General features: G+C 44.7%; 12 protein-coding genes. 1 reads left to right on the forward strand and 11 read right to left on the reverse strand.

The genetic code is table 11. The annotated features are described in order from the left end of the window. Window positions 1-87 precede the first annotated feature (87 nt). The 10 genes from C6W21_RS04695 to C6W21_RS04740 form a co-directional block, all read right to left on the reverse strand. Window positions 88-2025: an AMP-binding protein gene (locus tag C6W21_RS04695; RefSeq protein WP_106049501.1), complete on the reverse strand. Its 1938-nt coding sequence runs from the start codon at window positions 2023-2025 to the stop codon at window positions 88-90. A 13-nt stretch (window positions 2026-2038) separates the two neighbouring features. Next, entirely contained in the window at window positions 2039-3562 is a 1524-nt protein-coding gene (locus tag C6W21_RS04700; protein WP_106049502.1) for an acyl-CoA carboxylase subunit beta, read from the reverse strand. A gap of 18 nt (window positions 3563-3580) precedes the next feature. Continuing rightward, the gene (locus C6W21_RS04705; RefSeq protein WP_106049503.1) at window positions 3581-4363 is read right to left on the reverse strand and encodes an enoyl-CoA hydratase; all 783 of its coding nucleotides are present in this window, start codon (window positions 4361-4363) and stop codon (window positions 3581-3583) included. A 14-nt stretch (window positions 4364-4377) separates the two neighbouring features. After that, complete coding sequence (locus tag C6W21_RS04710; RefSeq protein WP_106049504.1) at window positions 4378-5286, reverse strand: hydroxymethylglutaryl-CoA lyase; 909 nt, start codon at window positions 5284-5286, stop codon at window positions 4378-4380. A gap of 11 nt (window positions 5287-5297) precedes the next feature. After that, the gene (locus C6W21_RS04715; RefSeq protein ID WP_106049505.1) at window positions 5298-5513 is read right to left on the reverse strand and encodes an acetyl-CoA carboxylase biotin carboxyl carrier protein subunit; all 216 of its coding nucleotides are present in this window, start codon (window positions 5511-5513) and stop codon (window positions 5298-5300) included. Continuing rightward, complete coding sequence (locus C6W21_RS04720) at window positions 5510-6859, reverse strand: acetyl-CoA carboxylase biotin carboxylase subunit (protein WP_106049506.1); 1350 nt, start codon at window positions 6857-6859, stop codon at window positions 5510-5512. Before C6W21_RS04720 ends, C6W21_RS04715 begins: the two co-directional genes overlap by 4 nt. 8 nt (window positions 6860-6867) lie before the next feature. Next, on the reverse strand, window positions 6868-8505 hold the full coding sequence (locus C6W21_RS04725; RefSeq protein WP_106049507.1) for an AMP-binding protein: 1638 nt from the start codon (window positions 8503-8505) through the stop codon (window positions 6868-6870). 42 nt (window positions 8506-8547) lie between these two features. Beyond that, on the reverse strand, window positions 8548-9690 hold the full coding sequence (locus C6W21_RS04730) for an acyl-CoA dehydrogenase family protein (protein WP_106049508.1): 1143 nt from the start codon (window positions 9688-9690) through the stop codon (window positions 8548-8550). Between the two features lie 142 nt (window positions 9691-9832). Then, complete coding sequence (locus tag C6W21_RS04735) at window positions 9833-11371, reverse strand: glycoside hydrolase family 10-like protein (RefSeq protein ID WP_106049509.1); 1539 nt, start codon at window positions 11369-11371, stop codon at window positions 9833-9835. Window positions 11372-11395: 24 nt separating this feature from the next. Then, the gene (locus C6W21_RS04740) at window positions 11396-12202 is read right to left on the reverse strand and encodes a tyrosine-protein phosphatase (protein ID WP_106049510.1); all 807 of its coding nucleotides are present in this window, start codon (window positions 12200-12202) and stop codon (window positions 11396-11398) included. Window positions 12203-12324: 122 nt separating this feature from the next. On the opposite strand from C6W21_RS04740, the gene C6W21_RS04745 reads away from it, so the two are divergent. Further along, a complete protein-coding gene (locus tag C6W21_RS04745) occupies window positions 12325-13086 on the forward strand; it encodes a DeoR/GlpR family DNA-binding transcription regulator (RefSeq protein WP_106049511.1) in 762 nt (253 codons plus the stop codon). A 20-nt stretch (window positions 13087-13106) separates the two neighbouring features. Here the strand turns inward: C6W21_RS04745 and C6W21_RS04750 are convergent, their stop codons facing one another. Next, on the reverse strand, window positions 13107-13685 hold the full coding sequence (locus C6W21_RS04750; protein WP_106049512.1) for a branched-chain amino acid aminotransferase: 579 nt from the start codon (window positions 13683-13685) through the stop codon (window positions 13107-13109). Between the last annotated feature and the right edge of the window lie 64 nt (window positions 13686-13749).

Here is a 13749-nt window from a genome sequence, read left to right on the forward strand (position 1 = left end):
TCTTTTTTTCAGCGTGATAGAAAACCTTTGCAGTCTAGGAAGGGCGAGTACCGGAGCGCAGACCTGACACCGAATGCGAGGGTTTGTTTACACGCTGTTCTGTTTCCGTTTCAAGTACTCGCAAATGCTTTTGTACACATGAGGATTGTCTAAGGAAGAAAGATCTGGTGAAGGCTGCTGTTCGTAGGCTCCTTTTAATAAACGCCGGACAATTTTGCCATTTCTTGTTTTCGGTAAAGCTTGAATGAGATGAATTTCCTTTGGTTTGAGCGCTTTTCCCGCATGTGAACCAACATGTGATTTGAGCTCTTGAATTAGTTTTGTTTCGTCACAAGACTGTGAGCTGGTCACGATGAAGCATACGAGTGCCTCCCCCTTCACCTCATCCTTTACACCAATGACAGCTGCCTCGTGTACAGCTGGATGACTGACAAGAATGGATTCAATTTCTGCTGGACCGACACGTTTTCCTGCAGTATTAATGACATCATCAGATCTGCCTGTGATATGAAACGTGCTATCATCTGATTGTACCACCCAGTCACCATGTGTCCACACCCCATCAAATCGTTTGAAATACGTGTCTTCATATCGCCCCGTATCTTTCCAAAATCCACATGTCATGCCGACCCATGGTTTTTTTACGACAAGCTCTCCTACTTCATCTATGACGCTCTGACCTGCTTCATTATACACATCTGCCGCCATTCCTAAGATCGCTGCATTAAAAAGGACTGGTTTGATTGGGCGAAGCAGCGTACTTCCTACAATTCCGCCAGAGACTTCTGTTCCTCCTGAATAGTTTAGGATCGGAATGTGCTTTTGACCGATTTTGTCAAAAAGCCATTGCCATGGTGCTTCATTCCACGGCTCACCTGTAGAAATGATGGCTTTGACATGCGGCAGCTGAATACCTGCAAGGTTTTGCTGCATCGCAGACCGAACAAACGTAGGTGAAAGCCCAAAGTGGGTGACCTTTTGCTCGTGGATGAATGACCAGAGATGCTGTTCATCTGGATAATCGGGTGCACCGTCATATAAAACGATTGCAGCACCATTGATCAAGCCGCCAAAGACGAGAAATGGCCCCATCATCCAGCCCATATCTGTGAGCCAAAACAAACGGTCTCCTGTTCCAACGTCCATACAAAGACCAGCGTCAAAAGCCGCTTTTACAGGGAAACCTGCGTGTGTATGAACAGCTCCTTTTGGCGTACCGGTTGTTCCAGAAGTGTATAAGATCATGAGAGGATCTTCATTTGTAAGATAGGTCGTTTCACTCATCGGATCTTCTTTTAACAAATCATTTAGCCTGATATCCCCTTCATATTCAGTATGAGAGGAAGTGTGTACAATGACGGTTTTGATAGTGTCTGTTTTATGAATCGCATCTTCCGCACATTCTCTCATATTGATCGTTTTCCCGCGGCGCGTCATGTCGGAGCCTGTGACGACAATGGTTGCACCTGACGCACGAATACGAACGGCAAGAGGCTCGCTTCCATAACCGGAGAAGACGGGGCTAAAGATGACACCAATTTTTGCAAAGGCTAGCATGACGGCCACCGTTTCAGGAAGCATCGGCATATAAATGACGGCCACATCCCCTTTTTGAAGCCCATTCTTCAAAAAACCAGCGGCGAGGCGATTGACCTTTTCCTGAAGGTCGAGATACGTCCATCTTCTCTCTTCCCCTATCTCATTTCTCCAAATCACGGCCGGCTGATGCTGTTTCTCTTCGTTCTCTGCCCATTTGTCCACAGCGGTTTTCGTTATGTTTAGTTGGCCGCCTTTATACCACTTCGGCCACATGAATGAATCTTGCCCTAATGCGGCTTCATATGGCACCTTCCACTTGATGCCGACCGCCTTTTCAGCTTCTCTCCAAAACCAATCGGTCCGCTCAATACTCGCTTCGTAGAATGCTTCATAAGTAGAGAAACCAAGTGAGTGCATCCATTTGTAAAGACGTGTCTGTTTGATCATCTGCTCTTCCGGTACCCATGCTGGTTTCAGGTTCATCATAAGGATGCCCCCTTTAGACCGGATAGACCGGATGTTTTCGTCTTGTAAATGTCATCTCTTTTGAGGAATAGGCTTGTAATCGATGACATAGCTCAGCTCGCAGGTGGTCGAACGGGATGACGCCATCGACAATCATTTCAGAGGCAAGCTCATATATATTCATATCTTCCTGATATTCCTTGCGTTTCTCTTGGATAAATGCAGCTCTTTCTCCGGCAGGCAGCTCGGCAATTTTATTCGCATAGACAGCATTCACAGCCGCTTCTGGCCCCATGACAGCAATTTGCGCCGATGGAAGAGCAAGACAGCAGTCTGGTTCAAATGCTGGTCCTGCCATTGCATATAAACCTGCACCGTATGCTTTACGCACAATGACCGATATTTTCGGAACAGTGGCCTCTGACATAGCGGAGATCATTTTCGCCCCGTGTCTGATAATGCCGGCTTGTTCCACTTTTGTTCCGATCATAAACCCCGGTATATCCGCAAGAAAAAGGAGCGGGATATGAAAGGCGTCACATAGCTGAATAAACTTGGCGGCTTTGTCAGCTGAGTCATGGAATAACACTCCGCCTTTCACCCTCGGCTGGTTGGCAATAAGACCGACAGGCTGACCATTCATGCGGCCAAAGCCTGTGATTAGCTCTGCGGCAAACAGTTTTTTGATTTCAAAAAATGACCCTTCATCAATGAGTAAATCAATGAGCTGATACATATCAAAAGGGGTATTCTGTCCCTTAGGGATGAGGTCTTGAATGGTGACCTCAGATGGTTTAGGTGCTTTTGCGGCTGCCCGTTTTGGTTTTTCTGTATAGTTGGCAGGCATGTAGGTTAAATAGTCGCGAGCGATTTGAATGGCTTCTTCCTCGGTTTTAGCTAAAATATCACCGCATCCGGAAATGCTGCAATGCATGTTTGCCCCGCCCATTTCTTCTAGTGATACTTTTTCTCCAATCACCATTTCGGCCATTCGCGGCGAGCCTAAATACATCGAGGCATTCCCTTCGACCATAACGACGATGTCGCAAAAAGCAGGAATGTAAGCACCTCCTGCCGCAGAAGGACCAAATAGTAAACAAACTTGCGGGATACGTCCAGACAGCTTCACCTGGTTATAAAAAATGCGTCCCGCGCCCCTTCTGCCGGGAAACATGGCGATTTGATCGGTAATTCTTGCACCCGCAGAGTCGACTAAATACAGCATCGGGCAGTTGAGCTTTTCGGCTGTTTCCTGGATTCTAATGATTTTTTCTACCGTTTTAACGCCCCATGATCCCGCTTTGACAGTAGAATCATTTGCCATGACGCAAACCGTTTGCCCATTCATCCGCCCCGTCCCTGTGACAACACCATCTGCTGGTAAATGTTCATCTTTACACTCAGCAAACATGGCATCTTCAATGAAAGAATCATCATCTAATAACAACTGGAGCCGATCACGGACGAACAATTTTCCTTTTTCTTTGTTTTTTTGATGGTATCGTTCGGCACCTCCTTTTACAATCCGCTGTTTTTTCACTTCATATTCTTCGATCATGCCCATTCCCCTTTCTTGCTATTTGCCTCTGTAATGAGGCGTTCGTTTTTCTTGGAAAGCTTGAAGACCCTCCATTCGATCTTCTGTATCAATGAGCCGTTCATAGGCTTCGTATTCCTTCATCAGACCTGTACGCAAATCGTGATCAAGGCTCATTTGAATCGCTTGTTTCGCTTCTTTTAAAGCAATTGGCCCGTTTTTGGCGATTTGTTTTGCGAGAGAAATAGCGTCATCCATAAGAGAATCTGCTAAAGAGAGGTGCTCAATCAACCCGATTTGAATGGCTTCTTCAGCTTGTAATGAAGCACCTGTGAAAATCAGTTCTTTTGCTTTACCGAGTCCAATCAGGCGCGGAAGCCGCTGGGTCCCCCCGGCTCCTGGTATGATGGCTAGTCCAGTTTCTGGCAGGCCGAGTCTTGCTCCGGCTCGTGCGATGCGGAGATCACAAGCCAGTGCGAGCTCAAGGCCTCCGCCAAGTGCGTGTCCATTCATCACGGCAATGACAGGTACAGGAAGGGAGTCAATTTCTGTAAAGGTTTGCTGAATTAAAAGAACAGCCGCTTTTGCTTCTTCTTCTGTCATCAATCGTCGCTCTTTTAAATCAGCTCCTGCGCAAAAGACGTTAGAACCAGCCCCTGTAATGAGCAAGCAGCTGATGCTTTTATCGTGTTTGATCTCTTGAATGATTTGATTGATCTCCTCCAGCATCGCAGCCGATAAGGAATTCGCTTGTTCCGGCCTGTTTAAGGTCATGATTCCAATCTGTTCATCTTGTATCGTAAAATTGACCAATGATGTCATGTCACATTCATCCTTTATGAAGTAGTATGAGAGTGAAAAGCACGTAAACAATGACTAGGCAGGGTTCGATCTACTTTTGTTTCGATCCAATCTGCCGCTTTTATCAATGCAGGAAAATCGATATTGGTTTCAATTCCGAGTTTTTGAAGCATATGCACGACATCTTCTGTCGCGACATTGCCGCTAGAGCCAGGCGCATATGGGCAGCCGCCAAGACCGCCGCTAGAGGAGTCAAACATTGTGATTCCAGCTTTTAATGCCACATAAATATTGGCAAGACCCATCCCCTTCGTATCATGAAAATGTAGAGCGATTTTATCAGCAGGAAAACGTTCAAGTAAAATGTCTAATCGCCTTTCTACTTGAAGCGGATGAGCTTCTCCAATGGTGTCGCCGAGTGATATTTCATCAATGCCATAAGAGAGCAGAATATCTGTTAACCGCAGAACTTGATCCATTGGCACTTGATGTTCATAAGGACAGCCAAACACGGTAGAAATATATGCGCGCGTGCTCTTTCCTGCAGCTTTTAAATCAGCTGTCATTTGTTTGATAACAGGAAGTGTTTCGTGGATGGATTGATTCATATTTTTCTTGTTATGTGTTTCACTCGAAGAGATAAACATAGCGCCTGTATCAAGATTGGCTTCAAAAAAGTGAGATAGGCCTTTTTCATTGGGAATGAGTGCTGCATAGGTGATGTCGTCATTTTTGTGTAAGGATTGAGCTAACTCTTTGGCGTCTTTTAATGCTGGGACCCATTTAGGATGAACAAATGAGGTGACTTCAATATAAGGGAGCCGGGCTGCTGTGAGCAGTTCAATCCACCTTTGCTTCTCGCTTGTGTCCAGCCAAGTGGATTCATTTTGCAGTCCGTCCCGCGGGCCAACCTCCCTGATAAGTACTCGCTTTGGTAATGCCATCTCGCTCCCTCCTATTCTGTCAGCTCTAGAAGAACCTCCCCTTCATCGACAAATTCCCCCTCTGCCTTATACACTTTGCTGATGACACCAGCCTCTTCTGCAACAATTGGAATCTCCATTTTCATTGATTCCAAGATAGCGACCTCCTGCCCTTTTTGCACTTCATCGCCTTCTTTCACAAGAAGCTTCCATAAGTTTCCCGCCATTTGTATCGTGACCATTTTCATGAACGGTTTCCCTCCCTTTTTTTCATGAGAAAATCGGTTGTGATGCTGCCATGTAAGAAAGCAGATGATCCGGCCATTTCCCTTAAAAGCGGTAAGTTGGTTTTGATCCCTTCTATTTCATATGCTTGTAACGCCGCTTTTAATCGTTCTATTGCAAGTTTTCGTGTATGACCGTAAACAATCATCTTCGCAATCATTGGATCGTAATATGGGGTCATGATACTCCCGTTTGTCACACTTGACTCATGGCGTATATAGGGAGCTTCTGGCATAGATAGCCGAGTGATTGTTCCTGGTGACGGATAAAAGGTGACGGGGTCCTCCGCATAGATTCTGACCTCAATGGCATGCCCGATTTGATGAATATCCTCCTGATTGAAGGAAAGTGGCTCTGATGCAGCGATTTTTAGCTGCTCCTCAACAAGATCAATACCTGTAATTTCTTCTGTGACAGGGTGCTCTACTTGTAATCTCGTGTTCATCTCTAGAAAATAAAATTGTTCGTTTTGATCGACTAAACATTCAATCGTCCCTGCATTTTCATAGCCAATGGCTTTGGCTGCTTTAACCGCCATCTGTCCCATCTCTTGTCTCACTGATTCATCGAGACAGGCGGCTGGTGCTTCTTCGATGATTTTCTGGTGCCTTCTTTGGAGTGAACAGTCGCGCTCAAACAAGTGAACCCCGTGGCCGAAGGAATCAAAGAGGACCTGGATTTCAATGTGCCGTGCGTCTTCAATGACCTTTTCCATATAAAGCGTCCCGTCGTTGAAAAAACTTTGCGCTCTTTTTTGATTTCCTTCAAAAGCTCTGTAAAGCTCCTCGTCATTTCGCACAAGCTGCATGCCGATTCCCCCGCCTCCGCTTGATGCCTTAAGCATGATCGGATAACCGAGTGACTGCGCTTTACTGACTCCTTCTTCTGCGTCATGGAGCGGAGCAGAAACGCCTGGTACAATGGGAATTCCCGCTCGGTCCATCGTTTTTCTCGCTTCAATTTTATTCCCCATGCGCTGAATGACCTGTGCAGATGGACCAATAAAAGCGATTCCTTCGCTGCGGCAGCGTTCAGCAAAGGCCGCATTTTCTGATAAAAGTCCGTACCCAGGGTGGATGGCGTCTGTATTTGTCTGCTTGGCTACCTCGATGATCACTTCCATGTTTAAATAGCTTTCAGATACTTTTGCGCCTCCAATCAGATAGGCGCTGTCTGCTTCTTGCACATGAAGTGCATGCTGATCTGCCTCTGAATAAACAGCCACGGTGTTGATCCCGAGCCTTTTACAAGTCCGAATAATTCTACGAGCAATTTCGCCTCGATTTGCGATCAGTACTTTTTTAAACATCGCTGCCCTCACTCCTTTATTAGATCAAGCGCCTGTTTTTTCAGACGAAATTTTTGAATCTTCCCTGATGCGGTCATCGGATACTCGTCTGTGATGAAAAAATATTTCGGAATTTTATAGCGAGCCATTTGCGACTGACAATAGCTGGTTAATGTCTCAATCGTCACCGCGCGACCTTGTTTGAGCCGAATGAATGCGGCTGCTTCCTCTCCATAGGTCTCGTCAGGAATTCCAACAACCTGTGCATCAAGAATGGCTGGATGCGTGTAAAGAACGTCTTCAATCTCTTTTGGATAAACATTTTCCCCGCCTCTAATGATCATATCTTTCAGCCGTCCTGTGATTTTCACATAGCCATCCTCATCCATCTCCGCTAAATCTCCTGTATGAAGCCACCCGCCTTCATCAATGACTTCATTTGTGGCTTCTTCATTTTTATAGTAGCCTTTCATCACGTGATAGCCTCTTGTACACAGCTCGCCTTGTTCTCCTCTTGGCATTTCATCCTGAGTACCTGGGGCGGTGATTTTCACTTCGATGTGAGGAAGCGCCCGACCTACTGTTTGAACCCGCCTTTCAAATGAATCATCCGTTCTTGTTTGGGTAATGACAGGTGAGCTTTCGGTCTGACCATAGGCAATCGTGAGCTCCTTCAAACCCATTTGTTCAATGACTGCTTTCATCACATGGGATGGGCAGAGAGATCCTGCCATAATGCCGGTTCGTAATGTGGACAGATCGTATTGATGGAAATTCGGATGATCGAGCTCTGCAATGAACATTGTCGGGACTCCGTGAAGCACAGTGCACTTCTCTTTTTCCACTGTTTGAAGGACTCGCTCTGGGTGGAAGGATTCAATTGGAATGATCGTGCCTCCTTTTGTGAGACAAGCAAGTACGCCAAGAACAGACCCAAAGCAATGAAAGAACGGAACGGGGATACACATGCGGTCTTCGTAGGTGAGCTTCATGCAATCTGCGATTTGACTGGCATTGCAGACGATGTTTGTATGGCTGAGCATGACACCTTTTGGATAGCCGGTTGTGCCTGAGGTATATTGCATATTAATAACGTCATCTGGCGCCAGCTCATCCATTCGTTTCTCCCATTCATCATCCTCTGTTCTTTTGGCAGCAGCTTGAATACTGTCCCAGCTGCGCATGCCCTTTGGCGTGTGCTCACCAATATATACGACACTTTTTAAATATGGAAATGATGAGGAAGTGATCTCGTCTTGATGAGCTGTTTGAAGCTCTGGGATGAGGTCTTCAAGCATCCTGACATAGGATGTCTCTTTAAACCCGTCAACGATAAACAGCATGCTGCTATCAGAGTGCTTTAGTAAGTAAGCGAGTTCTTGTGATTGAAAGTTTGTATTCACGGTGACAAGAACGGCTCCAATGGAGGCGCAGGCGAATTGCAGCATGAGCCATTCAGGTACATTGGGTGCCATGATGGCGATATGATCTCCTTTTTGAACGCCTAATGCCATAAGACCTTTTCCCGTTTCCTTGACCTCTCTAAAAAACGCTTCGTATGAATAACGTAATGAACGTTCTGGATACACAATGGCTTCATGTGCTGGGTGCTGCTCCTTTTTCTCTTTTAATAGGGAGCCAATCGTTTGTGGATGAATCGACATGATGATTTTCCTCCTCTATCGATAGTAAGCGTTTTCATAACAGGATTAAGCTAACAGTTGTCTTGCGATGACTAGACGCTGAATTTCAGAGGTCCCTTCTCCGATTTCCATGAGCTTGGCATCTCTCACAAGCCGTTCTACCCCGCACTCTTTCATGTAGCCTGTTCCTCCATGAATTTGGACAGCATCAAGACTTGCTTTTGTCGCCATTTCTGAAGCGAAAAGCTTGGCATAGGCAGCTTCTTTTGTAAATGGCTTGCCATGATCTTTCAGCCAAGCGGCTTTCCACACCATTTGTCTAGCGAGTTCTATTTGCATCGCCATATCTGCCAGCTTAAACTGAATGGCTTGAAAGGAAGAAAGGGTCTGCCCAAATTGCTTTCTTTCCTTTGCATAGGAGAGAGAAGCATCTAGTGCAGCTTGCGCGATACCAACAGATAAGGCAGCAATCGAAATTCGTCCCCCGTCTAATGTATATAAAAATTGCTTGAAGCCTTTGGCTGGGTCTCCTAATATATGATGTGCTGGTACACGTACGCTGTCTAAAATGATTTCAGCCGTATCTGAACCGCGCACCCCCATTTTGTCGTATGGATTTGTAATGGTCAGCCCTTTTTGCCCTTTTTCTACAATGAAGGCGGAGATGATCGGACGGCCGTGCTCATCATGATTCGTGACAGCTGTGACGATAATGGTTCTGGCAAAATTGGCGTTTGTGATCCAGCACTTCTCCCCGCTAATCACATATTCTTGTCCGTCTTTGACCGCTTTTGTTTTCGTCCCTTTTGCATCTGATCCTGCATTTGGCTCTGTTAATCCGAAGGAACCGAGTGCTGTTCCAGATGCCAGCGGGACAAGGTGATCCATCTTTTGCTCCTCCGTACCGAAGTAATAAAGCGGGCTTGCGCCTAAGGAAACGGCTGCGGCATAGCTAAGACCTGTACTGGCACACTGTTTTCCGATTTCTTCTACAGCGAGCGCATATGAGATTGTATCTCCTCCTGAGCCTCCGTATTTCTCTGGAAAAGGAATGCCCATCAAGCCGAGCTCCCCCATTTTTTGAAAAGTTTGGGCTGGGAATACAGCCTGTTCATCAATGGTTTGAGCGAGTGGTGCAATTTCTTCCTTGGCGAATTCTTTGACCATTTGCCGGATCATTTGTTGTTCTTTCGTTAATTCAAAATCCATCGTGTTTCCCCCTTTGGCTCTTTTCTATCATATTTATTAATCAAGTGGCTGCTTCATGCCAAGCTTGGCTGAATTCAGAAAATTAAAACAAAAATAATAGAAAAAAGCATGAACGAAGAAAATCCTCATTCATGCTTTTTCGTTATCTCACTCTTTTTGTAGAAGGCTTGCTTTCGTGATGTAGTCGATTGAGAGCCGTTACTTTGTAAGTATCACTCTTATTCTGATGAACTGAAAGATCTTTGACAGATGTCAGCGTGCCGGTTTCTTTTCTAACGGTTTGCAGCAATTCATATGTTCCTTTCGTAGTCAAGCGATAGACCGCATAATAGGATGCGGTAGATTGCGGATCATTTTTGATCTGTAAAGCCGCACCCTCTGCTGTCTTTTTAATAGATTGAATGATTGGTTTTTTTGGCGCTTTCTGATGAAGCCAAGGCATTTCTGGAATGAGAGCTGGTTTACGGTAGGCATCTTCTATCAATCGATTTTTGACATTCAAAGGATTGCGGTTGATATCCTTTAGGCTAAAGTGCATGCTTCCCTGCACGAGAGGTGACTGTCTGTTCAGCTCGATCTGCCGAAAGTATTCTTCTGGATCAGACCAAGCAGGATCACTGTTTTGATTAATTTTATACGTCGCCTGACCAATGTACAGGTGAACAGGCTCTCCCTTCACTTCATTTGACCACCATTTCGTGAGCACGTCATAGGCGGCTGCCTGAAAACCGATACTCCAGTAAATTTGCGGGGTGACATAATCGATATCGTGCTGCTGAATCCACTCTCTTGTATCAGCATACAAATCATCGTAGTTAGTCATACCTGCGGTCGTGTTTGAACCAGTTGGGTCATCCTTTATGTTGCGCCATACTCCAAATGGGCTAATACCAAATTTCACATACGGCTTTACTTTCTTCACGGTGTCATTGATTTGCTTGACCAATTGGTTCACATTATCTCTTCGCCAATCCTCTATGTGCGTGAATGCTTTTTTCCCATATGTTTCATACGTTTCTTGATCTGGAAACGGCACACCGGCTATTTTATTCGGGTAAAAATAATCATCCATATGCACTGCATCAATATCGTAGTTTTTTACGACTTCTTCTATGCCGCCGACAATGAACTCCTGAGCTTTAGGAATTCCTGGGTTGTAATAAAGCTGATTCCCGTACGCAATGGTCCAATCAGGATGTTTTTTTGCCGGGTGATCAGCTGATAAACGGCTGAGATCGGTATGATTCATTGTGATTCGATACGGGTTAAACCACGCGTGAAATTCGAGCCCGCGTTTATGAGCTTCTTCGATCATGAATTCAAGCGGGTCATACCCGGGATCTTTCCCTTGCGTGCCGGTCAAATATTCGGACCACGGGCCGTATGCCGAAGGATAAAAGGCATCTGCTGTCGGTTTAATTTGCATGATCACGGCATTCATATTCATCGCTTTAATCCCATCTAACAAATGAATAAACTCTTCTTTCTGCTCTTTGACAGGCAGTCCTTTCTTTGAAGGCCAATCTAAGTTATAAACCGATGCGATCCAAACCGCGCGCATCTCTCTTGTGCTTTCAAGCTTCCCTTTTGGCATTGGACGAGCTAGACTGCTAGAAGGAATCAATAAGAATACAAACATCAAAATTAGTGTTAGACACGTCATACTGATCTTTTTCAGCATTTTTTGTATCACCTCATATTCAGTTTATTCCGCTTTTTGAGATCGAATGCCAGCAGATGGTGTCAGCAGGATGTTTTTCATTTCCTTGAGTTGAGCTTCCGGTATTTCACAAGCTTCAATTAAATACCGCTCTGCACTCCCGTATGTCTCCATCATCTCGTTTAGCACATCTTCCAGATAATCTTGTTGCACACCGAGAAGCGGCTGAATTTGCTCTTTTGACACCCGGTATAAACTCATCAAGCGGACAAATCGCTGCTGCCTTCTGATGAGCATTTGCACCCCTTCGTTAGAGCGCATGTACTCACTTAAAACCGCAGGCACCGGTACGCCTGCTGCTAATTGAATGAGGGCAGATAAAAAGCCTGTCCGGTCTTTACCGCTTGTGCAGTGAAGTATCAGTGGGTAATTGCTTTTATCTGAAAGCAGTGTGAACAGCTGCTGAATCTCTTCTTTTCGCTCTGTGAGCATGGTTTGATATAAATCTTTCATGATCGGTGCAAATGAAAGAGATTTCCCTTCAGTTGTTAGCATACGAAACATGGTCCATTTACTAGGCATCTTACTGTCAGGCTGCATGGGGATATGGACGATTTTGTCGTGTTCCTTGATCTTTGGCGGATGTGATTTGCGTTCTGAGGCTGTACGGAGATCACAAACGGTTTGAATCCCGAGCTTTGAGAATATCTCGATATCTTGTTTCGTCAGACGGGACAAATCTGCGGATCGATAAATCAGTCCCTGCCTGATGACCATTTCATCTGTTGTTTGAAGTCCCCCTACTTCTCTAAAATTCGCAAGCTTTGAAAATGGGTTGTTTAATTGATTCATAGAAGTGAAAATCCTTTCCGTTACGTTCTTTTCTCTATCATACGCTTTTATCGAGATGGGGAAAAGAGAAGCCATTTGATATAATGGAAAAAGGAGATTCGGATGGATTGGAGATATGAAGCATGATAAAAACAAAACGGATTCAGCAAATCAAAGAGTATGTGTTTGACCGGGAATCTGCCTCACTTGATGAGCTAGTGGCGCATTTTGGCGTCTCAAAAAACACGATACGCCGAGATGTACAAGCATTGGTCGAGTCCGGCGTGTTCAAAAAAGTATATGGCGGAGTGGCTGTGAACCATTCAACATTAGTAGTCTATCAGGAGCGAAAGACCCGGCAGCTGAGTAAAAAGCAATTGATTGGTCAAACGGCAGCTGCTTTTGTGGAAAATGGGGATATGATTTTTGTTGATTCTGGTACGACAACACTTGAGATGCTCCCCTATTTGACTGAGAAACAGGTGACTGTTGTGACCAATAATGTAGATTTTATTACACAGGCGATGCCTTATGAGAATCTCACCATCTTTTCCACCGGCGGGATGCTTGAGAGAAAAACGAATTCTTTCGTTGGCTATCAAAGTGTAGAGCGTTTGAAAGCTTACAATGTCAATAAAGCCTTTATCGCATCAACTGGTTTATCCATTGATCACGGAGTCACGAATTCATCCCCGCTTGAAACGGATATTAAAAAGACAGTTGTTGAAAAAAGTGCCAAAACGTTTTTATTAGTTGATGATAGTAAGTTCGATCACTACGCTTTGACCACGTTTTGTGATTTACATGATCTTGATGTCGTCGTGACGAATAAACAGCCAAATGAAGATTATCTTCAATATGGAAAAGAGCATGATGTACAGTTTGTGACGCCTTCATCAAAATAGATGGATCACAAAAAAACGGCTCAGGAATTTGAGCCGTTTTTTGATTCATTCATTTCAAGCTGCATGATCATGCGGAATAAAAAACGGTACACGGCTGAGACGACTTCAATGAAAGGCATATCTTCGTGGATATCCTCAAGCTCAAGAAGCTGTAAATTCACATCGAATAAGCCGTCTTGCCCATTAAATTGAAGCTGCGCACCATTTAATGAAGCCAACATGTCCTTTAGAATGCCAGTGTCTTTTTTAGGACGTTTGAAACCGAATAACACAGTATACGTTTGAAACACTTCGTCCCATTCAATGGCTACTCCATCGACTCTCACCACATCAAACCACGTTGATTCGATATAAATGAATTCTTTTTGATGTTTTTTAACATATGTAAGCGGTGTGTTTAGAAATGAGGCACCTTCTGTTTGAATCATGTCCTCGGATTCTTTGTCTACACGCTCTATATATACATCGCTAAAGCGTGCCTCTTCCTTAATTCTTGTACCTTCTAAAGGCCAATTGTGGCGCGACGCTTCGTCATATTCAAAGTCTGTCAGCGCTTGTCCTTCTTTCAATAGATCTTGTAAGCGATTTTGTAGCGACATGGCTATGTCTCCTTTCTTCTCCTTCATGTGCGTGTATTATTTTAGCATAACTCATGAAAAGAAA

It is taken from the genome of Bacillus sp. NMCN1 (assembly GCF_002998085.1).
GTDB lineage: Bacteria > Bacillota > Bacilli > Bacillales > Bacillaceae > Bacillus.

What these genes read in the sequence shown, in the direction of transcription:
- C6W21_RS04695 (WP_106049501.1), bottom strand. Translation starts at nt 2,025, where the DNA reads ATGATGAACCTGAAACCAGCATGGGTACCGGAAGAGCAGATGATCAAA.
- C6W21_RS04700 (WP_106049502.1), bottom strand. Translation starts at nt 3,562, where the DNA reads ATGATCGAAGAATATGAAGTGAAAAAACAGCGGATTGTAAAAGGAGGT.
- C6W21_RS04705 (WP_106049503.1), bottom strand. Translation starts at nt 4,363, where the DNA reads ATGACATCATTGGTCAATTTTACGATACAAGATGAACAGATTGGAATC.
- C6W21_RS04710 (WP_106049504.1), bottom strand. Translation starts at nt 5,286, where the DNA reads ATGGCATTACCAAAGCGAGTACTTATCAGGGAGGTTGGCCCGCGGGAC.
- C6W21_RS04715 (WP_106049505.1), bottom strand. Translation starts at nt 5,513, where the DNA reads ATGAAAATGGTCACGATACAAATGGCGGGAAACTTATGGAAGCTTCTT.
- C6W21_RS04720 (WP_106049506.1), bottom strand. Translation starts at nt 6,859, where the DNA reads ATGTTTAAAAAAGTACTGATCGCAAATCGAGGCGAAATTGCTCGTAGA.
- C6W21_RS04730 (WP_106049508.1), bottom strand. Translation starts at nt 9,690, where the DNA reads ATGGATTTTGAATTAACGAAAGAACAACAAATGATCCGGCAAATGGTC.
- C6W21_RS04735 (WP_106049509.1), bottom strand. Translation starts at nt 11,371, where the DNA reads ATGCTGAAAAAGATCAGTATGACGTGTCTAACACTAATTTTGATGTTT.
- C6W21_RS04740 (WP_106049510.1), bottom strand. Translation starts at nt 12,202, where the DNA reads ATGAATCAATTAAACAACCCATTTTCAAAGCTTGCGAATTTTAGAGAA.
- C6W21_RS04745 (WP_106049511.1), top strand. Translation starts at nt 12,325, where the DNA reads ATGATAAAAACAAAACGGATTCAGCAAATCAAAGAGTATGTGTTTGAC.
- C6W21_RS04750 (WP_106049512.1), bottom strand. Translation starts at nt 13,685, where the DNA reads ATGTCGCTACAAAATCGCTTACAAGATCTATTGAAAGAAGGACAAGCG.